At 40.5% G+C, this 23709-nt stretch carries 26 protein-coding genes and 1 riboswitch; of the genes, 15 read left to right on the top strand and 11 right to left on the bottom strand.

Translation table 11 applies throughout. From position 1 onward, the window contains the following. Positions 1–8: 8 nt before the first annotated feature. Complete coding sequence (locus AKK44_RS09080) at positions 9–161, bottom strand: SPJ_0845 family protein (RefSeq protein ID WP_037594558.1); 153 nt, start codon at positions 159–161, stop codon at positions 9–11. A gap of 173 nt (positions 162–334) precedes the next feature. Here AKK44_RS09080 and AKK44_RS02840 point away from each other — a divergent pair, with 173 nt between their 5' ends. The 8 genes from AKK44_RS02840 to AKK44_RS02875 all read left to right on the top strand — a co-directional run bounded on the left by AKK44_RS02840 (position 335) and on the right by AKK44_RS02875 (position 6610). Further along, complete coding sequence (locus tag AKK44_RS02840) at positions 335–814, top strand: cupin domain-containing protein (protein ID WP_054278435.1); 480 nt, start codon at positions 335–337, stop codon at positions 812–814. 131 nt (positions 815–945) lie between these two features. Then, a complete protein-coding gene (locus AKK44_RS02845) occupies positions 946–3078 on the top strand; it encodes a Tex family protein (RefSeq protein WP_054278436.1) in 2133 nt (710 codons plus the stop codon). Continuing rightward, on the top strand, positions 3065–3496 hold the full coding sequence (locus AKK44_RS02850) for a SprT family protein (RefSeq protein ID WP_054278437.1): 432 nt from the start codon (positions 3065–3067) through the stop codon (positions 3494–3496). The genes AKK44_RS02845 and AKK44_RS02850 overlap by 14 nt, the downstream gene beginning before the upstream one ends. 95 nt (positions 3497–3591) lie before the next feature. Next, positions 3592–3858 (top strand): PspC domain-containing protein, encoded by a 267-nt coding sequence (locus AKK44_RS02855; protein WP_037594567.1) that lies wholly within the window; start codon positions 3592–3594, stop codon positions 3856–3858. A gap of 210 nt (positions 3859–4068) precedes the next feature. Next, positions 4069–5001, top strand: coding sequence for an HPr(Ser) kinase/phosphatase (gene hprK / locus AKK44_RS02860; RefSeq protein WP_054278438.1), 933 nt, complete (start codon positions 4069–4071; stop codon positions 4999–5001). Next, on the top strand, positions 4998–5777 hold the full coding sequence (lgt, locus tag AKK44_RS02865; RefSeq protein WP_054278439.1) for a prolipoprotein diacylglyceryl transferase: 780 nt from the start codon (positions 4998–5000) through the stop codon (positions 5775–5777). The genes hprK and lgt overlap by 4 nt, the downstream gene beginning before the upstream one ends. 21 nt (positions 5778–5798) lie before the next feature. Continuing rightward, entirely contained in the window at positions 5799–6203 is a 405-nt protein-coding gene (locus AKK44_RS02870) for a DUF948 domain-containing protein (protein ID WP_037594575.1), read from the top strand. Beyond that, positions 6200–6610, top strand: a complete 411-nt coding sequence (locus AKK44_RS02875; protein WP_037594577.1) for a YtxH domain-containing protein — start codon at positions 6200–6202, stop codon at positions 6608–6610. The genes AKK44_RS02870 and AKK44_RS02875 overlap by 4 nt, the downstream gene beginning before the upstream one ends. A gap of 48 nt (positions 6611–6658) precedes the next feature. Here the strand turns inward: AKK44_RS02875 and AKK44_RS02880 are convergent, their stop codons facing one another. Continuing rightward, positions 6659–6943: a DUF3270 domain-containing protein gene (locus AKK44_RS02880; RefSeq protein ID WP_037594579.1), complete on the bottom strand. Its 285-nt coding sequence runs from the start codon at positions 6941–6943 to the stop codon at positions 6659–6661. 146 nt (positions 6944–7089) lie between these two features. Here AKK44_RS02880 and AKK44_RS02885 point away from each other — a divergent pair, with 146 nt between their 5' ends. Both AKK44_RS02885 and AKK44_RS02890 read left to right on the top strand, forming a co-directional pair. Beyond that, positions 7090–8016 carry a peptidase U32 family protein gene (locus AKK44_RS02885; protein ID WP_054278440.1) on the top strand — a complete coding sequence of 309 codons (927 nt, stop codon included), beginning with the start codon at positions 7090–7092 and terminating at the stop codon, positions 8014–8016. Between the two features lie 92 nt (positions 8017–8108). Continuing rightward, positions 8109–9395 (top strand): peptidase U32 family protein, encoded by a 1287-nt coding sequence (locus AKK44_RS02890; RefSeq protein WP_054278441.1) that lies wholly within the window; start codon positions 8109–8111, stop codon positions 9393–9395. 25 nt (positions 9396–9420) lie between these two features. Here AKK44_RS02890 and AKK44_RS02895 read toward each other — a convergent pair whose 3' ends face one another. Continuing rightward, positions 9421–9753: a hypothetical protein gene (locus AKK44_RS02895; protein WP_037594584.1), complete on the bottom strand. Its 333-nt coding sequence runs from the start codon at positions 9751–9753 to the stop codon at positions 9421–9423. 132 nt (positions 9754–9885) lie between these two features. Here AKK44_RS02895 and AKK44_RS02900 point away from each other — a divergent pair, with 132 nt between their 5' ends. Continuing rightward, a complete protein-coding gene (locus AKK44_RS02900; RefSeq protein WP_037594586.1) occupies positions 9886–10098 on the top strand; it encodes a YdbC family protein in 213 nt (70 codons plus the stop codon). A gap of 64 nt (positions 10099–10162) precedes the next feature. Here the strand turns inward: AKK44_RS02900 and AKK44_RS09085 are convergent, their stop codons facing one another. Both AKK44_RS09085 and lysS read right to left on the bottom strand, forming a co-directional pair. After that, positions 10163–10303 carry a hypothetical protein gene (locus AKK44_RS09085; protein ID WP_169750799.1) on the bottom strand — a complete coding sequence of 47 codons (141 nt, stop codon included), beginning with the start codon at positions 10301–10303 and terminating at the stop codon, positions 10163–10165. Positions 10304–10382: 79 nt separating this feature from the next. Continuing rightward, positions 10383–11876, bottom strand: a complete 1494-nt coding sequence (gene lysS, locus AKK44_RS02905) for a lysine--tRNA ligase (protein WP_054278584.1) — start codon at positions 11874–11876, stop codon at positions 10383–10385. Positions 11877–12047: 171 nt separating this feature from the next. Between lysS and AKK44_RS02910 the strand changes: the two genes are divergently transcribed. Beyond that, positions 12048–12950 (top strand): HAD family hydrolase, encoded by a 903-nt coding sequence (locus AKK44_RS02910; protein WP_054278442.1) that lies wholly within the window; start codon positions 12048–12050, stop codon positions 12948–12950. Positions 12951–13088: 138 nt separating this feature from the next. Here AKK44_RS02910 and AKK44_RS02915 read toward each other — a convergent pair whose 3' ends face one another. The 4 genes from AKK44_RS02915 to AKK44_RS02930 all read right to left on the bottom strand — a co-directional run bounded on the left by AKK44_RS02915 (position 13089) and on the right by AKK44_RS02930 (position 16096). Next, positions 13089–13736, bottom strand: a complete 648-nt coding sequence (locus AKK44_RS02915) for a histidine phosphatase family protein (protein ID WP_054278443.1) — start codon at positions 13734–13736, stop codon at positions 13089–13091. Between the two features lie 155 nt (positions 13737–13891). Next, positions 13892–14368, bottom strand: a complete 477-nt coding sequence (locus tag AKK44_RS02920) for a YbaK/EbsC family protein (RefSeq protein WP_054278444.1) — start codon at positions 14366–14368, stop codon at positions 13892–13894. A gap of 86 nt (positions 14369–14454) precedes the next feature. Further along, on the bottom strand, positions 14455–15018 hold the full coding sequence (thiT, locus tag AKK44_RS02925; RefSeq protein WP_054278445.1) for an energy-coupled thiamine transporter ThiT: 564 nt from the start codon (positions 15016–15018) through the stop codon (positions 14455–14457). A 45-nt stretch (positions 15019–15063) separates the two neighbouring features. Continuing rightward, positions 15064–15160, bottom strand: a riboswitch (TPP riboswitch). 75 nt (positions 15161–15235) lie between these two features. Then, a complete protein-coding gene (locus AKK44_RS02930) occupies positions 15236–16096 on the bottom strand; it encodes a glycoside hydrolase family 25 protein (protein WP_054278446.1) in 861 nt (286 codons plus the stop codon). A 325-nt stretch (positions 16097–16421) separates the two neighbouring features. On the opposite strand from AKK44_RS02930, the gene AKK44_RS02935 reads away from it, so the two are divergent. Further along, positions 16422–16934, top strand: a complete 513-nt coding sequence (locus AKK44_RS02935; protein WP_054278447.1) for a hypothetical protein — start codon at positions 16422–16424, stop codon at positions 16932–16934. 47 nt (positions 16935–16981) lie between these two features. Here the strand turns inward: AKK44_RS02935 and AKK44_RS02940 are convergent, their stop codons facing one another. Next, positions 16982–17464 (bottom strand): glutathione peroxidase, encoded by a 483-nt coding sequence (locus tag AKK44_RS02940; protein WP_054278448.1) that lies wholly within the window; start codon positions 17462–17464, stop codon positions 16982–16984. Then, positions 17457–19256 carry an oligoendopeptidase F gene (gene pepF / locus AKK44_RS02945; protein ID WP_054278449.1) on the bottom strand — a complete coding sequence of 600 codons (1800 nt, stop codon included), beginning with the start codon at positions 19254–19256 and terminating at the stop codon, positions 17457–17459. The genes AKK44_RS02940 and pepF overlap by 8 nt, the downstream gene beginning before the upstream one ends. A 198-nt stretch (positions 19257–19454) precedes the next feature. Between pepF and ppc the strand changes: the two genes are divergently transcribed. Beyond that, entirely contained in the window at positions 19455–22271 is a 2817-nt protein-coding gene (gene ppc / locus AKK44_RS02950) for a phosphoenolpyruvate carboxylase (RefSeq protein WP_054278585.1), read from the top strand. A gap of 105 nt (positions 22272–22376) precedes the next feature. After that, positions 22377–23651 carry a cell division peptidoglycan polymerase FtsW gene (gene ftsW, locus AKK44_RS02955; RefSeq protein ID WP_054278450.1) on the top strand — a complete coding sequence of 425 codons (1275 nt, stop codon included), beginning with the start codon at positions 22377–22379 and terminating at the stop codon, positions 23649–23651. Positions 23652–23709 lie beyond the last annotated feature (58 nt).

Raw genomic sequence — 23709 nt, forward strand, 5'->3', positions numbered from 1 at the left:
TCTGAGTGTTACAGAGTTTTTTGAGCTTTTGGCTCGGTGTCTTGATTACTAGTGGTTTTACCATCAGCAGAAACTGCTAAAGGTTTATCAAAATCAGGAACGACAGCAAAACCAGCCATCATTTTTTCGAGCTGATCATTTTTTTTATGGGTAATTGCCATTTAAAAAAGCCTTCTTTCATAAGAGATACTTCCATTATACTATCATTTTAAAACAAAGCCAAAAACAAAACATTTTTGATCATGTATTTTCTGACCTTTAAGAAAAAGAAGCCTAGTTGTTCAGTGAGTGCTGTGCTATAATAAACTAACAATAAAAGGAGTCGTGATTGCAGATGTTATCTAAACAAGAGTGGATTAGTCAACTAGAGTTAGAACCTCATGTGGAAGGAGGCTACTTTAAACAAGTGGAAGAATCACAGGATGTCGGGCACTATCAGGGAAAAGAAAGGGCTCTTTATACCAGCATTTATTTTTTATTGGATGATACCAATCTGTCGCATTTTCACCGTTTGACAGCAGATGAAATCTGGTATTTTCACGCAGGGAGTCCGCTAACCATACACATGATTAGAGATGATGGTCGATATGAAACACATGACTTGGGCCTAGAGATATCAAAAGGACAAAGCCTACATTATTGTGTGCCTAAAGGAACGATTTTTGGCTCAACGGTTGCCTCAGGTTATGCCTTGGTATCGTGTTTGGTGGCACCAGGTTTTGATTATGAGGATTTTAAACTGTTTAGTCGCCAAGAATTACTAGCAACATACCCTGACCACAAAGAAATTATTCATAAACTGACACAGGACTGAAATTAATGCTTTGAAATTCCTGTAAGGCGATTATATTTACCAATAGAACAATAGTCATATGGGAATAAGTTGCTTATGGTTTGGTGATATTTTGGTGTCTTAGGATTCAAATATGCTATAATAAAGCTATTATGGAAAATAAAAATCATCACACAATTGCAGAAGACTTAGGCATTAGCCTCAAGCAGGTTCGTCAGGTCTTGAGTCTGACTGCTGAGGGGAACACCATCCCATTTATTGCCAGGTACCGTAAAGAAGTGACTGGTAATTTGGATGAGGTTGCCATCAAGGCAATTCTTGATAAAGACAAGTCGCTCACTCAGTTGCATGAGCGTAAGGAAACCATTCTAGCTAAAATTGCTGAGCAAGGGAAATTAACCGATGCTTTAAAAGACAGCATCACTAAGGCAGAAAAGCTAGCAGAACTCGAAGAGCTTTATTTTCCTTATAAGGAAAAGCGACGTACCAAGGCTACTATTGCTAGAGAAGCAGGACTCTTCCCGCTCGCTAGACTGATTTTGCAAAATGCACCTGCTTTAGAAAACGAGGCGGCCACCTACCTCACCGATGGATTTGAGACGGCTCAAAAAGCCTTGGCAGGCGCTGTCGATATCCTAGTCGAAGCCATGTCTGAAGACGCTAAGCTACGATCATGGACTTATAACGAAATTTGGAACTATAGTCGTATCGTGTCAACGGTTAAGGACCAGTCCCTAGATGAACGCCAGACTTTTGAGATTTATTACGATTTTTCAGACAACGTTTCAAAAATGCAGGGCTATCGCACGCTGGCACTAAACCGTGGCGAAAAACTAGGTGTCTTAAAGGTCACTTTTGAGCATCATATTGATAAAATGCTCCGCTTTTTCAGTGTGCGGTTTAAACAAACCAACCCCTACATTGATGAGGTCATCAACCAAACGGTGAAAAAGAAAATTGTCCCAGCTATGGAACGCCGAATTCGTACAGAGCTCACTGAGGCAGCCGAAGATGGCGCTATCAAGCTCTTTTCTGAAAACCTCCGCAATCTATTATTGGTATCCCCTCTTAAAGGAAAGATGGTTCTTGGTTTTGACCCAGCCTTTCGTACGGGGGCTAAGTTGGCAGTGGTCGATCAGACAGGAAAGTTACTAGCGACCCAAGTCATTTATCCAGTCGCTCCAGCTAGCCAGGCTAAAATTCAACTAGCCAAAAAAGAGTTAGCTCAGCTGATCAAGAGTTACGAGATTGAAATCATTGCTATTGGTAATGGCACAGCCAGTCGGGAAAGTGAAGCCTTTGTTGCTGAGGTGCTAAAAGATTTTCCAGAAACATCTTACGTTATTGTTAACGAAAGCGGTGCTTCTGTTTATTCTGCTTCAGAGATTGCACGCCATGAGTTTCCTGACTTAACTGTCGAAAAACGCTCAGCTATTTCAATTGCCCGCAGGTTGCAAGACCCTTTGGCAGAATTAGTGAAAATTGACCCTAAATCAATTGGTGTCGGTCAGTATCAGCACGATGTCAGTCAAAAAAAATTAAGTGAGCACCTTGATTTTGTGGTTGATACAGTAGTTAACAAGGTTGGTGTCAATATTAACACAGCCAGTCCATCTCTGTTAGCCCACGTGTCAGGATTGAACAAAACCATTTCAGAAAATATTGTCAAATACCGCGAAGAAAACGGACTCATCCAGTCACGCACAGAGATTAAAAAAGTGCCGCGCTTGGGCGCCAAAGCGTTTGAGCAGGCGGCAGGATTTTTACGCATTCCAAATGCAAAAAATATCCTTGATAATACAGGAGTTCACCCAGAGTCTTATCCAGCGGTTAAAAAACTTTTTGACTTGCTGGGGATTAAAACCTTGGACGATCAAGCGAAAGCCAAGTTAAAAGCCATCAAACCAGAAGAGATGGCCGAACATCTCGCCCTTGGGCAAGAAACTTTGACAGACATCATTGCAGATCTCTTAAAACCAGGACGCGATTTGCGTGATGATTTTGAAACCCCAGTCCTTCGTCAAGACATTTTGGACTTAAAGGACCTAGCTATCGGACAAAAATTAGAAGGAACGGTCAGAAACGTTGTTGACTTTGGAGCCTTTGTTGATATTGGTGTTCATGAGGATGGTCTAATCCACATTTCTGAAATGAGCAAGACCTTTGTCAATCACCCTAGCCAAGTACTAGCTGTCGGTGATTTGGTGACGGTTTGGGTTTCTAAGATTGACTTGGACCGCCACAAGGTCAACCTAAGCCTCCTCTCACCTCGTGATGCTCACTGACTATGTGAACGACGTGTCCTTGGCAGACTTTGGCAAACCCTTTAACCACAAAGCAGAGTGGAATAGCCGGTTAAAAACAACGGGCGGACGTTTTTTCCCATCAGATGGGCACCTTGATTTCAATCCCAAACTTCTTGAGTTGTACGGGGAACCTGTCTTTAGGCAAATTGTTAGGCATGAGCTCTGCCATTACCATCTTTACTTTGAAGGGCGTGGTTACCAGCACAAAGACAAGGACTTTAAAAGATTATTGCAACAGGTTAATGGCTTGCGCTTTGCGCCTAAGCTAGCGCCCGATAAGCCCACCTATCGTTATGTTTGCCAAGCATGTGGCCAATGTTACCAGCGTAAGCGCCGCATAACTCTGTCTAAGTTTGCCTGTGGCAAATGCCGTGGAAAGTTAGTGCAAAGGATTTGAGAATAGCCTGACCTCAACGATAAAATCGGCCTTACGGCTGATTTTTTTTGCAAAAAAAAGAATAAACTAGTAGTATAAAAGTGGAGGGAGATACGATGGAAACTAAATTTTATAAACAACATAAAAATAAGATGGTTTCAGGTGTGGTGGCAGGGCTCGCAGATAAATACAACTGGGATTTGCCTTTAGCACGCGTGCTAGCGGCACTACTCATCTATTTTACCCGTTTTGGTGTGATTCTCTATATTCTTTTAGCAATTTTTTTACCGTTTAAAGAAGATCTCATCCAAAATCAAAAAAGTAGAGGCCCTAGGCGTCGTAAAGACGCTGAGGTTATCGATAACGAGGACTGGTTTTGGTAATCGTTTTAAAGAAAGCTAACTCCCTGATTTGACCACAATTAATAGACAAACTCAACAAGCTCTATCTCCTGAGATAGGGCTTGTTTCATGTATGGCTCAATCAAAAAAGCATGTTTAATAGCCTTTTTAACGGATAATCCTGTCAAAAAAAAGAGTATTTGCCTTAGGGTCTGTATGCATTTATGTTATAATATTCAAAAAGGAGAAATTATGGCAGTTACAGTAAAGATGTTGGTAAAAAAAGTCAAACTGGATATTGTTTACGCAACAGATGACTTGTTAGAAAAAGAAATAACGACGTCAGATATTTCACGACCTGGTCTTGAAATGACTGGTTACTTTGATTACTATGCTCCAGAGAGGCTTCAATTATTTGGCATGAAAGAGTGGTCATACCTCATTCAAATGACCTCTCACAATCGCTACTCTGTGCTAAAAGAGATGTTTAAAAAAGACACGCCAGCAGTAATTGTGTCTAGAGATTTAACAATTCCCGAAGAAATGATCCAAGCAGCTACTGAAGAAGGCGTTGCATTATTAAGCAGTCGGGTGTCAACCAGCAGATTAGCTGGAGAGATGTCTTACTTTTTAGATGCCTCATTAGCTGAAAGAACAAGCGTTCACGGCGTGTTGATGGATATTTATGGGATGGGTGTGCTTATCCAAGGAGACTCAGGTATTGGTAAGAGCGAGACCGCTCTAGAGTTGGTAAAACGTGGGCATCGCTTGGTTGCTGATGACCGTGTAGATGTCTATGCTAAAGACGAAGAAACCCTATGGGGTGAGCCAGCAGAAATTCTGCGACACCTTCTTGAAATTCGTGGTGTAGGGATTATTGATGTGATGTCCCTTTATGGTGCAAGTGCCGTCAAGGACTCTTCACAAGTTCAGTTGGCAATCTACCTAGAAAATTTTGAGGCTGATAAAATCTTTGACCGTTTAGGAAACGGCAATGAAGAAATTACCTTTTCAGGGGTTAATTTGCCCCGCGTTCGTATTCCAGTTAAAACAGGTCGTAACGTCTCGGTTGTCATTGAATCTGCAGCTATGAACCATCGTGCCAAGCAAATGGGCTTTGATGCAACAAAGACCTTCGAAGACCGCTTGACCCAGTTAATTAGCAAAAACGAGGAAAGCAAATGATTGATCCAATAGCTTTGAAACTAGGGCCAATCAGCATTCACTGGTATGCCCTTTGCATTATGACAGGTTTGGTGTTAGCGGTTTATTTGGCAGCAAAAGAAGCGCCCAGAAAAAAAATAACGAGTGATGACGTGATTGATTTCATCTTAATTGCCTTTCCACTAGCTATTTTAGGAGCGAGACTATACTATGTGATATTTGAGTGGTCCTACTATTCACAACACTTTTCAGAGATTTTTGCCATCTGGAATGGGGGGATTGCTATCTATGGAGGACTCATTGCAGGTGCGGCAGTTTTGTTTGCCTTTTGTTACCAGCGTTTTTTGAACCCAATTCACTTTTTAGACATTGCAGCTCCTAGTGTTATGATTGCACAAGCCATAGGCAGATGGGGCAATTTCATTAACCAAGAAGCCTATGGAAAAGCTGTAAAGCATTTGCCATATCTTCCTAACTTTATACAGCAACAAATGTTTATTGAAGGCAGTTACCGTATCCCTACGTTTTTGTACGAATCGTTGTGGAACTTGTTGGGATTTGCGATTATCCTAGTGCTTCGTCGAAAACCAAAATACTTGCTTGATGGGGAAATCTTTTCTTTCTACTTGATTTGGTATGGATTTGGGCGTCTCATCATCGAAGGAATGCGAACAGACAGTCTCATGTTTTTAGGAATACGGGTATCTCAGTACGTGTCAGTAGTTTTGATACTAATCGGAGTCGTCTTTATTGTCAAAAGACGTCAGCAAAAAGGAATTCCTTATTATCAACAATAAGGATAGAAAAAGGAGAAACTTATGGATTTAGTTGGAATCTCACTGCTTATTATGGCGCTAGCATTTGCTGCCTTGGTTGTTTTTTTGATCATGGTCTTAAAAAAAGTTTCTGAGACGGTTGATGAAACGAAAAAAACCATCACCTTACTCACCACAGATGTTAACGTTACTCTCTATCACACCAATGAAATTTTGGCTAAGGCTAATGTTTTAGTAGAAGATGTTAACGGCAAGGTAGCAACCCTAGACCCTCTTTTTGTTGCGGTAGCTGATTTATCAGAAAGTGTTTCTGACCTTAACCTACAAGCGAGACACTTAGGGCACAAAGCGACAAATGCAACTAGCAGTGTCAGCAAAGCAGGAAAAGTAGCCTTAGTAGGAAAAATGGCTTCAAAACTATTTAGCAAAAAGGAGAAAAAAGCATGAGTAAATTCTTTAAAACCGCTATTATTGGTGCTGTTTCTGGTGCCGCTGCAGCTTATTTTTTAAACAGTGATAAAGGTAAGGAATTAAAAAACCGTGCCGAAGCAGCCTATGAAGGCTACCGCGAAAATCCTGAAGCTTATCACCAAAAAGCAAAAGAAAAAACTAGTGAATATGGTCATTTGGCAGTTGAGACCTTCAACGAAGTGAAGGAACAATTTGAAGCAGGAGAATTGACACCTGAGCAGATGCTCCAAGTGATTAAAGACAAAGCAAATCAGGTTGTTCAAAAAACCAAAGAGAATTTATCAGAAGTTTCTCAAACCACTGATTCTGCAGATGACATCATTATCACTTTGGACGAAAATGATATTGTGGTTAGTCAAGACGTTCCAACAGACAACCATTAAATCGTTAATCAGAGAATAGAAAAAGAGCCAAGATAAATTTGGCTCTTTTTATGATAGGAAGGATTTGATTATTTTTGTCATCATTGATGTCACTGCAAGACTAAGAGCACTTGCAAATAAGAAAGCCCAGAGGGGAGTCAAATTCATGACGAGAAGAACAAATGCAAACAAGACGGTAACTAAACTGAAGATAGCAATGCGACCAAAAAAGATAAGTTCTTTTAACTTAGCGCTGTGGTTGCTGATATCTTTAAAATCTTGAAATTGACGATAGGTGTCCTGATGAGGTTCGTGATGGTTCAGTTCCTCATGCTTTTTCAAAGGTCTTGGCATGGTCTTCTCCTTTCTATGGCATACTAAGCTATTTTAACACAAAACTGGTTTTTTGTCATGTTTTTTTGAAAAAATGATAAAAGCCAATAAGTAATTTTAGTCCTGTATTGCTTGAAAGGTCAAAAATTTGGTATAATATCTCTTATATGAAAAAAATAGTGATAACAGCGACAGCTGAGAGTATTAATCAAGTCAAGGCATTATTAGCCTTAGGTGTAGATCGTATTTATGTTGGTGAGTCCAAGTATGGCTTACGTCTGCCGCATCAATTTTCAGATGATGAGTTGAGACAGATTGCACATTTGGTACATGAGGCAGGCAAAGAGTTAACCGTAGCCTGCAATGCCCTCATGCACCAGGGCATGATGGACCAAATCAAACCTTTTTTAGATCTCATGAAAGAGATCGCAGTGGATTACCTGGCTGTAGGAGACGCAGGTGTTTTTTACATTAATCAACGAGATGGCTACCATTTTAAGCTGATTTATGACACCTCTGTTTTTGTGACATCGAGTCGTCAAGTGAATTTTTGGGGACAACATGGTGCGGTCGAGAGTGTCTTAGCTAGAGAAATCCCCTCTCAAGAATTATTTGCGCTAGCTGATAATTTGGAATTTCCAGCAGAGGTATTGGTTTACGGCGCATCAGTCATTCACCATTCTAAGCGACCACTGCTAAAAAATTATTATCATTTTACGGGGATAGATGATGAGGTGACCCGTGAGAGAGGTCTGTTTTTGGCAGAACCAGGAGATGCTGATAGCCATTATTCGATTTATGAGGACAATCATGGGACGCATATTTTCATTAACAATGATATTGATATGATGACCAAATTGGGAGAGCTTTATGAGCATGGCTTGACCCATTGGAAATTAGATGGTATTTTTTGCCCAGGAGAGAATTTTGTTGCGATAGCTAGTCTATTTTTACAGGCTAAAACACTCCTAGAAACAGGCCAATTCAGCATGGAAAAAGCTCAAGAACTGGACGAACAGCTTCATCGCTTACATCCAGAAGGCCGAGGCTTGGATACTGGATTTTACGATTTAGACCCTAAAACGGTTAAGTAATCTTAGAGGATAGTGCACTTAACCGAGTGTTAGGAGTTACTCCTTGATGAAGGCTTTTCATCTGCCTATCTTGAAAATAGAAAGAATAAGATATGTCAAATCACAAAAAACGCCCAGAGGTTTTGTCACCTGCTGGCACACTTGAAAAACTAAAAGTCGCCATTGATTATGGCGCAGATGCAGTATTTGTTGGAGGCCAAGCCTACGGGCTTAGAAGCCGGGCAGGTAATTTTTCAGTGGAAGAATTACAAGAAGGAATCGACTATGCACACGCTCGTGGCAGTAAGGTCTATGTTGCGGCTAACATGGTCACTCATGAGGGGAATGAGGCTGGAGCTGGAGAGTGGTTTCGTCAGCTCCGAGACATGGGCTTAGATGCTGTTATTGTCTCTGATCCAGCCTTGATTATGATTTGTTCGATCGAGGCACCAGGACTTGAGATTCACTTGTCAACTCAGGCGTCTTCGACCAATTATGAAACCTTTGAATTTTGGAAACAGATGGGACTGACGCGCGTGGTTTTGGCGCGTGAGGTCAATATGGCTGAGTTGGCAGAAATCAGAAAGCGCACAAATGTTGAAATAGAAGCTTTTGTACACGGAGCAATGTGTATCTCGTACTCAGGACGCTGTGTCTTATCAAATCACATGAGTCATCGAGATGCCAACCGAGGGGGCTGCTCGCAGTCCTGCCGCTGGAAATATGACCTCTACGAAATGCCGTTTGGTTCTGAAAGACGTTCCCTCAAAGGAGAAATTCCCGAGGCCTACTCCATGTCTTCTGTCGACATGTGCATGATTGAGCACATTCCTGATTTGGTTGATAATGGTGTAGACAGCCTAAAAATCGAAGGGCGAATGAAGTCAATCCATTACGTATCAACCGTCACCAACTGCTATAAGGCGGCTGTAGATGCTTATATGGAAAGCCCCGAGGCTTTTTATGCCATTAAGGATGAATTGATTGATGAGTTGTGGAAAGTAGCTCAAAGAGAGCTAGCAACAGGATTTTACTACGGAACGCCTACTGAAAACGAACAATTGTTTGGTGCACGTCGTAAAATTCCTCAATATAAATTTGTCGGCGAAGTGGTATCTTTTGATGAACAAACCATGACAGCGACGATTCGCCAGCGTAACGTCATCCTCGAAGGAGATTTTATCGAATTTTACGGCCCAGGCTTTCGTCATTTTGAGGCAGTTGTTAAAGACTTGCACGATGCACAAGGTAATAAGATTGACCGAGCTCCCAATCCGATGGAATTGTTGACCATTTCGCTGCCACAGGCTGTAAAACCTGGAGATATGATTCGAGCACGCAAAGAAGGGTTAGTCAACTTGTACCAAAAAGATGGCACCAGTCAGACAATCAGAGCCTAGAGAGAATAAAAAGCTCTAGACGAATCTAGAGCTTTTTTGAGGTATTGGATGGGCAAGCAGAGGACGGAATAAGGCTGATTTTATCAATATCAGTTAGAGGGATAAGAACAGCTAGTTTTTGTTTGGCATGTCTCAAGATGAGCTGCCCCTTATCCTTATCGTACTTTTGAATGATACCTGTAGCGTGTTTTCCTTGATAGATGACATGAACCGCTAAGCCTTTATCACAGGCTTCTCTGATTAGGCTAATCATTTTATTAGCCTTGAGCTGGACAGAGGTCGCAGGTGCTGTTTTATGGGGATGCTGGTCGATAAAATCAACCAGCAGTGACTTTAGTTGTTTGAGAAATGTTGTCATAACCAGTCTCCTCACAATTAGTTGCATCGATAGTGACAGTATTTTATCGCAAATGAATCATTTTGAAAAGTTTTTGCTGTTTTGGGAATGATTTGAAATTTTTTTCGAATAAATAGATAAGGAGGAAAAAACATGGCAGAATTTACATTTAGCATTGAAGAACACTTACTGACTTTGTCAGAAAATGACAAAGGGTGGACCAAAGAACTCAATCGCGTGAGTTTTAACGGTGCAGATCCCAAGTGGGATATCCGTACTTGGAGTCCCGATCATACCAAAATGGGCAAAGGGATTACCTTGACCAATGAAGAGTTTAAAACAATCCTGGATGCGTTTAGAAAATAAAAGGTTTCTGGACCTAAACAGTAGTATGCCCTACAGCTGTCTCGAAAGAGGCTTGCAGGGCATGCTATTTTTTATTGGTTAGGTGCTGTGATACCCCAATTATAACTAGAATAAGGCCAAGGCCCAAGAAAATCGGTTTTTGAGCTAGTAAGCCATACAAGGCAAAAATACCAGCAGAGAGGTAAGAAATATAAGCTTTTGTCATGAGATTCTCCTTTTGAGCTTAGATAAGGTATTATTATGATAACACAAAGAGTCCATGATTTGTCACGGACTCTGAGGTATTATGGTTTCATAGTTGGGAAAAGAAGAACATCGCGGATTGTTGTGGTATTTGTTAATAACATACACAAACGGTCAATCCCAATGCCTAATCCACCTGTAGGAGGCATACCGTATTCAAGAGCCTCAACAAAATCGTAGTCGATTCCAGTTGCTTCGTCATCTCCAAGCTCTTTTGCTTGGGCTTGAGCCTCAAAACGAGACAATTGATCGATAGGGTCATTCAATTCGGTAAAGGCATTAGCATATTCTTTGGTCATAATGAAGAGCTCAAAACGATCTGTAAAGCGACCATCTTCTGGATTTTTCTTAGCCAGTGGTGACACTTCAACGGGATGTCCAAAGACAAAGGTTGGTTGAATCAAGGTTTCTTCGACAAACTCCTCAAAGAAGGCATTAATGACATGTCCTACACTGGTAAAATGCTTTTCAAGTGGAACCTGTTTTTCGTTTGCCAGAGCGATTGCCTCTTCGAGGGTCATTTCTGGCCAAAAATCAACTCCGGTAACCTCTTTGATGGCATCAACCATGTGCACACGTTTGAATGGCTCATTGATGTGGATAGGAGTTCCTTGATAATCAATAGGACCATCGCCTTTGACAGCTTTAGCAGCATGTTGGATAATACCTTCAGTTAGGTTCATGATATCTAAATAGTCTGCGTAGGCTTGATAAACTTCAATCGATGTGAACTCAGGATTATGTGTTGGGTCCATTCCTTCATTACGGAAAATGCGTCCAATTTCATAAACACGCTCCATACCACCAACAATAAGTCGTTTTAGGTGCAACTCTGTTGCGATACGAAGAACCATGTCAATATTTTGAGCGTTATGGTGTGTCACAAATGGACGTGCCGCCGCACCTCCAGCCTCATTGTGAAGCACAGGCGTTTCAACTTCTAAGAAGTCTAATCCATCAAGGTAACGACGAATTTCAGAAATGATTTTTGAACGGGTGACAAAGCGGTCAAAACTGTCGCGATTTGAAATCAAATCCAGGTGACGTTTGCGGTAGATGGTTTCAATGTCAGTCAAGCCATGGAATTTTTCTGGTAATGGGCGTAGTGATTTTGATAAATGAGTCAATTTTGTAGCTTTGATGGATAGCTCACCCATATCAGTACGCATGACTTCGCCTTCAACACCAATGAAATCACCCAGGTCAGCTTTTTTGAAAATGTCGTAATTGTCATCTCCAACAGAGTCCTTACGCACGTAAATTTGAATTTGCCCTTCGCGGTCTTGTAAGTGGGCAAAGCCAACCTTTCCTTTGCCACGTTTTGTCATCAAGCGTCCTGCGACAATAGCAGTTTCGTTGAGGTCATGGAGCTCTTCTTTTGATTTATCAGCATATGTTTTAATGAGTTCAGCAGAGTTTGCTGTGCGGTCAAAACGTTTTCCAAACGGATCAATCCCTTGTGCAGCTAGGGCTGCCATTTTTTCACGACGAACAATTTGTTGGTCGTTTAATTCTTCAATGTGTTGATTTGACATGTTTTCCTCCCAAAAGTTTTCCTTCATATTGTAACATAAAAGACTATAGAATACACCTATATTTCGTTGTAAAATTCGAACGTTCATAAGCTCTGCCTTGCCTTAAATTGAAAAGCAAGGAATAAAATAGTATAATGAACAAGATATTAATATAGAAAAGAAAAGAGACCCATGATTACTGCTATTGTTTTTGATGTAGACGATACTATTTATGACCAACAAGCACCCTATCGAAAGGCTATGGAGAAATGCTTTCCTGACTTTGACATGTCGGTGATGAACCAAGCGTACATCCGTTTTCGTCATTACTCGGACGTTGGTTTTCCAAAAGTGATGGCAGGGGAGTGGACAACAGAGTATTTTCGCTTTTGGCGTTGCAAGGAAACCTTACTTGAATTTGGGTATCCAGAGATTGATGAAAAAGCTGGGACAAATTTCCAAGAAGTCTATGAAAAAGAATTACAAGACATCACGATGCTTGATGAAATGCGCATGACCCTTGACTTTTTGAAATCTAAGAAGGTTCCAATGGGAATCATCACCAATGGCCCAACAGAGCACCAGCTCAAAAAAGTTCGTAAATTAGGACTATATGATTATGTTGATCCCAAACGTGTTATTGTTAGCCAAGCGACAGGTTTTCAAAAACCCGAAAAAGAAATCTTTAATTTAGCGGCTGAGCAATTTGACATGAATCCTCAAACCACTCTTTATGTGGGGGACTCCTACGATAATGATATTATGGGTGCTTTTAATGGCGGCTGGCATTCGATGTGGTTTAATCACCGAGGTCGCAAGCTCAAACCTGGCACAAAACCGGTTTACGATGTTGCGATTGATAACTTTGAGCAACTCTTTGGAGCGGTTAAGGTTCTCTTTGATTTGCCAGATAATAAATTTATCTTTGATGGCAACGATAAGAAAAACCCAATCTTGCAAATGGGGATGAACAATGGCTTAATGATGGCAGCAGAGCGCCTTTTAGAAAGCAATATGAGTATTGATAAGGTCGTGATTTTACTGCGTTTAAATAAACAGCAAGAAAAGGTGCTGCGATTAAAATACGCGCGCTAAGTGATGTTTGACGCCGAGTGAACGGCATTTTTCTAGCCAGTAGTCACTGGAACAAAAAACAAGCAAGATGGCTTAGTCATCTTGCTTGTTGTGTCTAATTCCTAAAGGTCATTTGCTATGATTATCTCTCCCAACAATTCAGGTTTTGTGAGATAACACATGTGTGTCTTCTAGATACGATTTGTCATTCCACTTGAGGCACTCAAAGTGATTAAAGTCCATGGTTTCCAAAATCGTCAAACTAGCATTGGCTAATCCGCCCAAAGAACGAAATAGAGCTGGTTCAAATCCCAAGAGGTGACGAATAGAGGCAGTTAAGTTAGCACCGTGTCCGACAATTAGGACATTTTCATAGTCACTGTCTTTGAGTGAGTGAATGAGCTCTGCCACTCGCTGAGTGGTTTGATAGGTTGATTCTGCATCAAATTGGCTAGTGTTGAATTTCGCGAGGTTATGGTGAAACGCCGAGATTTGAGTGGGGTAGATGGCAGACATAGTCGTGATTTTAGCCCCTTCTAACTTGCCGAGTTTCCATTCTCTTAGTTTATCGGTATAAATCACGTCAGCATCAATACCAGCTTCGTCAACAATGATTTGAGTCGTGTCAACGGCTCTTTTTTGATCGCTAGAGTAGACAGCGTCAAACGGAATATGACTTAGTGCTTGGCCTAATTGGCGGAGCTCTTCTTTAGCGTCATCAAGTAAAGGTGAATCTTCTGTTGAGCCTTGGAAGCGTCCTTCTTGATTCCAAAGTGTTTTTCCGTGTCTAATAAAATAACATTTCATATGGTTTTACCTCCCCATTTTGATATAGTTATAGGTTGACCCCAAAAGGAAAGAGACGAATTTTAGCTATGATTTACATGTGCTAATATCGAGCACAGGTCTGAAATGATTCAAACCTTATTATAAGAAAAGCATTCGCTTGGTAGGAAAACACATTAGGATTTGATGATGTCGGCAAATTCTGCATTGACAAAAGCAGCTAGCTCTTGACTATCAATTTTAATGGATCGCCCCACTTCACCAGCTGATACAATGATGTCTTTTTTGCTGCGTGCAGACTGATCGATGTAAATAGGGTACTTGTGTTTTTGATGGATGCCAACTGGATTATTAGCTCCGTGCACGTAGCCTGTGACACCCTGCAATTCTTTTTGCGGAATCATAGATACTTTTTTATGCCCAGAAACCTTGGCGAGACGTTTTTCGCACAGATGTTCTGTCAAAGGAATGATACCAATAATAGGGCTTTTTTTATCACCAAATAAGGCGAGAGTTTTATAAATATCCGATGCTGAGATGGTATCTGGTAGTTCTCTCTCTAAAGCATTGATGCGAAGACTTTGATAAGAGATGTTAGCCTTATCTAAAATTTGTTCAATCAAGGTTTTTTTGAGTTTTGTTTTCTTAACCATTAGTTTTCCTTATAACAATATAAAAAATAGTATAATAATTATATTATACCATTTTTTAATGATAGGGTTAATACTTTTTTGTGAGATTAATCGCGAGGAGTAAAAAATTGAGGTTGAGCAGGCAAGATAATTGCCAAAGCAAGGGCGGTTACTAAGAAAGTTAAAATCCCTGCTGTACCATTGACGGTAAATGAGTACCAAATAGCAGACATGCCTTTAGGCGCGTAGCTTCCCCAGAAAATAACGCCAGCAATAAAATGCCAAAGGTACCGAACACCAACTGCAAAAAGAGCGGCTGATAATGCTGTGAAAAGAGCGTATAATTTGCTTTGAAATTTCAAACTGTTAGCTAGAGCATTTGAGAACATGCCTGCCAAGCCCATTGATAAAAATGCAAGAATATATTCAATCATCACTTGTGATAGGCTCAAGTAGTAGACTTTTCCAAGAACGAAGTGCAAGAGTCCCCAAATCAAGCCTGCAAGAAGACCATACTTAGTTCCTCGTCGAAGGGCGAATAAGACAAGTGGGATTGCACCATAAGAAGGGCTGAACCATCCCACAAAATCTGGGACAAAGGATAGAGCCATTGCAAGAGCGGCAAAAATAGCAGCCTCAATGAGATACTTGATGTTTGTATTTCTCGACATAAAAAAACTCCTTTTTTTACACAAAAGGAGTATTGTTTTCCAATAGATTTTACTGGTCACAATCCCTACGCTTGTATTAACAAGATCAGGTCCCTAGGATTTCGCAACTGCGATCTCAGCCAAAGCACTCCTTTGTGAAATATTATATTTTCTATCATTATAAGAGGAATAACTATCCTTGTCAAGGGATACGCTCAAAAAGAGGAGGGCTAGTAGCCTATCTCCTCTTATTTTTTTTAATTGGGCCAAACAGTTTTTCAAACGTCTTTTTGGCATCTTTTGTAACGGCAATTTGGTTTAAATCAAGTGGGTGATTAAAGCCATTAATATAACCTTGTGAGGTATACTGGTGCAGATCATAATCTAAAGTGGTGTCTGGAGCAGCCTCATAGTAGCCGGAATCACTACCATATGTTGGTATCCATACGGCATCAAAGCCTTCTGTGGAAATGTTTTGCTCCTCCATGAAGTAGGTCCCTATGTAGAGGCCGATGTTTTTAGCCCCTAATTTTTCAAGCTCTTCACGAAAGGCCTTAACCCCTTTATTCATGTTTTTCATGGTTACCTCTTCAACGTCAATCCAATAATAGGTTGGCTTGAATGGGGCAGCATGTTTGTAAAAAGTCCTTGCTTCGGCTCGCATCTCCTTGCTATTGCGTCCTAGAGCATAACTATAAACAGCAACTGGGACATCACGTTTTTGAAATTCCGTGATGTGTTTTTTGAATGATTTATCAAGGCCAGTCGTGAAGGCGGCGTTATTGTGAGCGGTAATTTGCGATCCTCCAAATACACGAACAATAGCGCCTGATATGTTCTTTGATAAGGTATCATAGTCGATGTCTTTGGGCAATTGCCAGCCTGACACGTCAATAATTGGATTTAAGATAAAGTCGTCGTCTTCAGCGGTGTCAGCGGTCGATTTCTTTGAACTGGTTGTGGTTATTGGGATATTGTCCTTGGCCTGTCTCAGTTCGTTAACTCTGAGGTTTTGGGTGTGTCTGTTTCCAAGCAATAATAGTATAGCCAGCAAGAAAAAGAAGACCGCGACAACAATGGGTTTTATTCTTCTTCTCATTATTGATATTGTACCCTAAAACCTTTAAAAAATCAAAATATCCTAACTCTTTTCTTAGTTTTCTACCTATTTTAGACTATTTTTGGAAAAGCTGAGCAGAAGGGCTAAGTTCGTTTTTCCAAGGCATTCAGGCATTTGACCTTATAGTCACTCCTTATAAGGAACAAGGGTTAAAGTTACAGTTTTTATTGATAGCTGTTTTGGTGAAAGGTCAGTCGTTATCATAAGACCCACATCTTTTTGTAATACTGACTGATGATGAGGTTAAGACTGGTCAAGCCGTCAAAAATTTGTGATAATAGATAAAAACTAATGTTGAGGTGTTATGTCTATTAAAAAAGTGCGTCGCATGATTCTTTTGTCAGTATTTTGTTGTGCTTTGCGACTATTGTTTCATCCATTTCCAACTGTTCAGCCTTTCTTGGCTTTTTTGATGATTGGTGTGTTGTATGCTAGTCTTTCAGAAATGCTTGTTGTCATGACAGTTTCGATGGTGACATCTGCCATATTTTTAGGATTTGGGGTTTGGCTTACCTGGCAGATAACGGCCTTAACCCTTGTTCTGTTGATTTGGCGACTTCTCGCTAGGTTCTTGTCTTTTGAGAAAGTTTTGTTTAGAGTATTGAGTCTAGCGATTTTAGTAGCTTTTTGTGCCCTTTTTTACGGAGTCTTGATGGATAGTTGCATTGTTTATGTGTATCACATCCCTTGGGTGCTATATGTCTTATCAGGTCTTCCTTTTCATGGGATTTATGCTGCTTCGACAGTGTGTTTCTTCTTTTTCTTTTTAGGGCTGTTTAAAAAGCCATTGAGCAAAAAAGGCATTAAACTGATTTAAATGAGATAAAAAACGTTATCCTTTAAAGGATAACGTTTTTTTAAGGATTAGGTGTTGAGAAGTTTTTCGATAGCAGTAGTCATTTCCTCAGGAGGTGTTTTCGATGAAAATCTTTCTACCACATGACCGTGTCTGTCAATTAAAAATTTGGCAAAATTCCACTCAATTCGTTTGCCTAAAGGACCGCTTTTTTGGTGTTTTAACCAATCAAACAGTGGGTCTGCTTCCTTGCCGTTAACCTTTATTTTGGCAAATCGAGGGAATGTAGTTTTGTAATTAAGGCTACAAAAGGTGTTGATTTCATCGTTATCTCCAGGCGCTTGTCCTAAAAATTGGTTGCAAGGAAAATCAAGCACTTCGAAGCCTTCAGAGTGATATGTTTCATAGAGGTTTTGTAAGCCAGCATATTGTGGGGTTAGCCCGCAACCTGTAGCAGTATTGACAATGAGGAGCACCTTTCCTGAAAAGTCTTTTAGGGAACAATCACTACCATCTTGGTTTTGGACTGTAAAATCATATGTATTAGCCATTAGCTATCTCCTTTGTATAAGCGATAATGCGGTCAACGGTGTCACTCAAAAAGGCAATTGTATCTTGAAGTGGCTTGCTGGTTGAGATGTCGGCACCAATTAACTTGGCAGTTTCTAGTGGGGTTTTGCTACCACCAGATTTGAGGAAGGTCAACCACTCATCTGCTCCGTTAGGATTGTTCTTCAGGTTGAGGTAGCCTGCTGTTGAGATGACTAGTCCTGCTGAGTAGGTATAGCTATATAGCCCCATGTAGTAATGGGCTTGTCTCATCCAAGTGAGTGCGGCGTCATCATCAATCTCTACGGCATCTCCCCAAAACTCTGTTAGGACGTCTTTCATCATAGCGTTTAATTGTTCTGCCCCAAAGGTTCCGCCTTCTTCAATGAGGGTGTAAACCTTGCGCTGAAAGGCTGCTTCTAGTAGGTGTGTAATGAAATTATGGAAGTAGGTGTCTGTCAGACGATGCGCTAGGGCAAAGCGTTTTTGGCGAGGGTCATCAAATTGTTTTTCGAGGTAATCGCTTAGCATGAGCTCGTTAAAAGTTGATGGCGCTTCGACGTAGTAGGTTGACATGTGGGTATTGAAAATGCTTTGGTGGTTGTCTGAGAAGATGAATTGACCAGAATGACCAATTTCATGAATTAAGGTATAGACATCAGACATGCGACCAGTCCAACTCATAAGGACATAGGGGTGAACCTTGTAAGGATCGGCAGCATAGCCTCCAGAATCCTTATTAGCATTGGCAGCAAAGTCTACCCAACGTTCGGTTTGGTAACGTTCAATTTCTTGGGTGTATTCTTTGCCGAGAGGTGCCAAAGATTTCATGACCAAGTCATAAGCACCGTCAATGCTAACTTCTGGGTTAAGGTCGCTATCAAGATCTAACTTCCAGTCAGCAAAGGTCATTTTTTCTAAACCGTTAACCTTGGCCACGTGTTTCAAGAAGGCTTGAGCCACAGGCGCAAAGTCAGACATAATCATATCAATTTGACGATCAAACATGCTACGGTCAACTTCCTGCTCTGCGAGGAGGTAATCAAAAACAGAAGCGTAACCTTTCATGTCAGCGATTAATTTTTCTGACTTAACTTTTGCGAGATAGGCAGCTGCAGCAGTATTTTGATGTTTTCTGAGGCCTTTTGAAAAAGAACGAAAAGCTTTCTCGCGAACTTCGGCATCATCATGATTTTGATAAAAGTTTTCATAAGACACAAAACTGTTTTGATAGGTTTTTCCATCAACTTCAAAGTCTTCCATCTCAAAATCACCAGCTCGCATTTTTGTGTAAATGTCATAAGGTGCAGCCAGTACTTCGCGTAGGTTGGTCAAAGTTTTTTCAACATCAGCACTTAGCAGGTGTTTTTTTTGGATTTTAGCCAAGCGAATAGCAGCGCTGAAATAAGGATTTTTTTCGAGTTCATTTAGTACGGTGATGTCAGCACTAGCAAGAGCAGTGTCAAAAAAGCTAAGCGTGACACTGGCTTTGGTCACAAAGTCTTCGCCGGATTGAGCAATCTGAGCGAATTCTTCGCTAGAAAAATCCGTGGTTTGAGGCATGAAGGAGTAAGTTCCAATATGGCTCATCTGGATGTAGATTTGTTCGATTTCCATCAAGGCTTGTGTGAAGTCCTCTACCGTTACCAAGTGGTTTTCATACTGGCGTTTGAACAGTACAACATCATCCAAAGCTTTTTCAATAGCTAATAAAAAGTCTTGCCTGTCTTTGTAGAGTGCAGTAAGGTCCCAGAGTTCGTTTTCTGGAAATTCTGAACGTTTTTTTAATTCCATAGGTTTCTCCTTAAGCAAGTGGTTGTTATTAGTATAACAAAAAATAGACATTAGTTGATACAAAAGCCTCACGCAAACAGAACAGCTCAAAATCATGCCAAAGTGCCTCTAAAAACAGACATTATCCATTGTTTTACTTACATTTTGAGTAAAAAATGGTATGATAAAAGAGAAACTAGCAGAGAAGGAGCCCAAAGTTTGTCACTAAAAAAATTAGAGAGTAGCAATAATCATGAGATTATTGCCGAAGAAGTTGCCCTGTTAAAGGAAATCCTTGAAGACATTACCCGTCGTATGATTGGTGATGAGGCTTTTGAAACGATTGAAACCATTATTGAATTATCTGAAAAACAAGATTACGTTCTTTTAGAAGAATTGATTGCACGTATTAGCAATGAGGACATGATTGTGATTTCAAGGTATTTCACTATTTTACCGCTCTTGATTAATATTTCAGAAGACGTTGACTTAGCGCATGAAATCAATGTTCAAAACAATACTAATACTGATTATCTGGGGAAACTCGCTCTAACAATTGATGCGGTTGCTGAAAAAGATGATGCTAAGGCGATTTTAGAAAATGTGACGGTTGTTCCTGTTTTGACGGCACACCCAACGCAAGTACAGCGCAAGACAGTGTTAGAGTTAACCACCAAAATTCATGATCTCCTTCGTAAATACCGTGATGTGAAAGCGGGTGTTGTCAATAAAGATAAATGGAAGACAGAACTTTATCGCTACATTGACATTATCATGCAAACAGACATTATCCGTGAGAAAAAACTCAAGGTGAAAAATGAGATTACAAACGTCATGCAGTATTACAATGATTCGCTCATTCCAGCCGTGACAAAACTGACTGGCGAGTATAAACGACTTGCTCAAGAAAAAGGACTTCAGCTAGAAAAAACCAAACCAATTACGATGGGAATGTGGATTGGTGGAGACCGTGACGGTAATCCTTTTGTAACGGCAGAAACGCTGCGCTTATCAGCAACTGTCCAAAGTGAAGTTGTTTTAAATTATTATATTGAAAAGATGTCAGCCCTGTATAGGACTTTCTCGCTCTCATCGACCCTCACCAAGCCTAGCCAAGCTGTTGAAAAATTAGCGAGTTTATCAAGTGATCAGTCTATCTATCGGGAAAACGAGCCCTACCGAAAAGCATTTCACTATATCCAATCTCGTCTGGTTCAAACCTTGCTGAATCTAACGGCAAAGCCAACTGTCAAATCCTTGCTGCAAAAACATCACTATGCTAATGCACACTCGACGAGCAATGCTTCTGTAATTGCAAAATTTGTGGAGTCAAAGGCTGATCAAGTTGCAACAGGTATTGAAGAAAATCGGATTCCGCCTTATCAGACGGCTGCTGAGCTAAAAGCCGACCTCCAATTGATTGAAGCATCTCTAATAAACAGTGGTGACCAAGCCTTAGTTGAAGGTGACCTTACAGAGGTTATCCAAGCTATTGACATTTTTGGTTTCTTTTTAGCCAGTATCGATATGAGACAAGACTCAAGCGTTCAAGAAGCTTGTGTTGCAGAGTTGCTCAAAGGCGCTAACATCGTTGATGATTATAGCGCTCTATCAGAGGAAGAAAAATGTCAAATCCTTCTAAAAGAATTGACTGAGGACCCACGCACCTTGTCGTCATCGCGTGTTGAAAAATCGGAGCTTTTAGAAAAAGAACTGGCTATTTATGCAGCGGCGCGTGATCTCAAAGACAAGTTGGGTGAAGAAGTTATTAAACAGCATATTATCTCACATACCGAGAGTGTGTCTGATATGTTTGAGCTAGCAATTATGCTCAAAGAGGTTGGACTGGTTGATCAAGACAAGGCAAGAATTCAAATTGTTCCCTTGTTTGAAACCATTGAGGACTTGGATAATTCAAGAGCTATCATGACCCAGTACTTGAGCTACGACATTGTTAAGCGTTGGATTTCAGCCAACGATGATTACCAAGAAATTATGCTGGGCTACTCAGATAGTAATAAAGATGGTGGTTATCTCGCTTCTGGATGGACCTTATACAAGGCTCAAAACGAGTTGACCGAAATTGGGGAACAACATGGGGTTAAAGTCACCTTTTTCCATGGTCGTGGAGGAACGGTTGGTCGTGGAGGCGGACCATCTTACGATGCTATTAGCTCCCAACCATTTGGCTCAATTAAAGACCGTATTCGTTTAACGGAGCAGGGTGAAATCATTGAAAATAAATACGGCAACAAAGACGTTGCTTACTACAATCTTGAAATGCTGATTTCAGCTTCGGTTAACCGTATGGTGACCCGCATGTTGACTAATCCAGGTGATATTGACGGGTTTAGACAAATCATGGATGGCATTGTGGAAGACAGCAATCAGGTTTATCGCCAATTGGTTTTTGAGAATCCTTATTTTTATGATTACTTTTTTGAGGCTAGTCCGATAAAAGAAGTGTCTAGTCTAAATATTGGTTCCAGACCAGCAGCTCGTAAGACAATCACCGATATTACAGGTTTACGAGCAATTCCTTGGGTCTTTTCATGGTCACAAAACCGAATCATGCTACCAGGGTGGTATGGTGTTGGCTCAGCCTTTAAACATTTTATTGATCAAGATGAGGGTAATTTGGCTAAGCTACAGCATATGTATGAGAAGTGGCCATTTTTCCACTCCTTATTGTCAAACGTTGATATGGTTCTCTCCAAATCTAACATGAACATTGCTTTTCACTATGCTCAGTTAGCCGAAAGCCAAGAAGTCAGAGACGTTTATCACACCATTTTAGACGAGTGGCAACTGACCAAAGATGTTATTTTAGCCATTGAACAACACGATGAGTTATTAGAAGACAACCCATCGCTAAAATACAGTTTGGATTTCCGTCTGCCTTACTTTAACGTGTTAAACTACATTCAAATCGAATTGATCAAACGCCTCAGAAGTGACCAGCTTGATGAGGATTACGAAAAGTTGATCCATACCACGATTAATGGGATTGCAACTGGACTCCGTAATTCTGGTTAATATTGGCAAAAAAAGCAACCCATTAGGGTTGCTTTTTCGCTTTGTTTTGCTAAAGAAAGGTGATATAATGCTAAAAGATTATTCAAGAAAACTATAGGGGAAACTATGAAAATTCACAAAAGGCATTTGCTAAATTATTCTATTTTATTGCCTTATCTTATTCTATCTGTTATCGGTTTAATTGTGGTGTATTCAACGACTAGTGTGAGTCTCATTCAAAATCATGCCAATCCGTTTTTGTCTGTTATGAACCAAGGTGCTTTTTGGATGGTGAGTCTTGTAGCGATTGGTTTTATTTACAAGTTAAAACTTAACTTTTTGAAAAACTCACAAGTGCTGACGCTAGTCATGTTGGGAGAAATTGTGCTGCTGTTTATTGCACGATTTTTCACCGTAGCCACCAAGGGTGCCCACGGCTGGATTTTTATTGGAAAATTGAGTATTCAGCCTGCAGAATACCTCAAAATCATAATGGTCTGGTACTTGGCTTACACTTTTTCGAAGCGCCAAGAAAGCATTGCAACCTATGACTACCAAGCTTTGACACGAGGGATGTGGTGGCCTAGACAGTGGTCTGATTTAAAAGATTGGCGTGTTTATTCGTTAGTAATGGTGATGTTAGTGGCTATGCAGCCTGACTTGGGCAATGCCGCTATCATTGTTTTGACAGGGATTTTGATGTTTTCGATTAGCGGAATCGGCTATCGTTGGTTCTCAGCTATTTTGTTTTTGATTACAAGTTTATCCTCCCTATTTTTGGGCTCTATTGCACTGATAGGTGTTGAGAAAGTAGCTAAAGTGCCTGTTTTTGGATACGTTGCAAAACGCTTCAGTGCCTTTTTTAACCCCTTTCATGACCTTACGGATTCAGGGCATCAGTTAGCCAATTCGTATTATGCTATGAGTAATGGCGGTTGGTTTGGATTAGGCTTGGGAAATTCGATTGAAAAGCGGGGCTATCTTCCAGAAGCGCAGACTGACTTTGTTTTTTCGATTGTAATCGAAGAGTTGGGGATGATTGGAGCAGGCTTGATTTTAGCACTTGTCTTTTTCCTGATTTTAAGAATTATGAATGTTGGCATTAAAGCTAAAAATCCGTTTAATGCGATGATGGCATTAGGCGTTGGTGGGATGATGTTGATGCAAGTGTTCGTAAACATTGGGGGGATTTCAGGATTGATTCCATCAACAGGTGTTACCTTTCCTTTCCTATCTCAAGGAGGGAACAGTCTCTTGGTCTTGTCAGTAGCTATTGGGTTTGTCTTAAATATTGATGCTAACGAGAAAAAACAAGATATTTTGAAAGAAGCAGAGCTTTCCTATCGAAAAGACGCTCGCAAAGAAGCGACTAACGTGATTAATATCAATCAATTTCAATAAACATCTCCGAAAGGAGATTTTTTGTATGCACACATACAAAATATTAATTGAAATTTTT

Source organism: Streptococcus phocae, from assembly GCF_001302265.1.
Classification (GTDB): Bacteria; Bacillota; Bacilli; order Lactobacillales; family Streptococcaceae; genus Streptococcus; species Streptococcus phocae.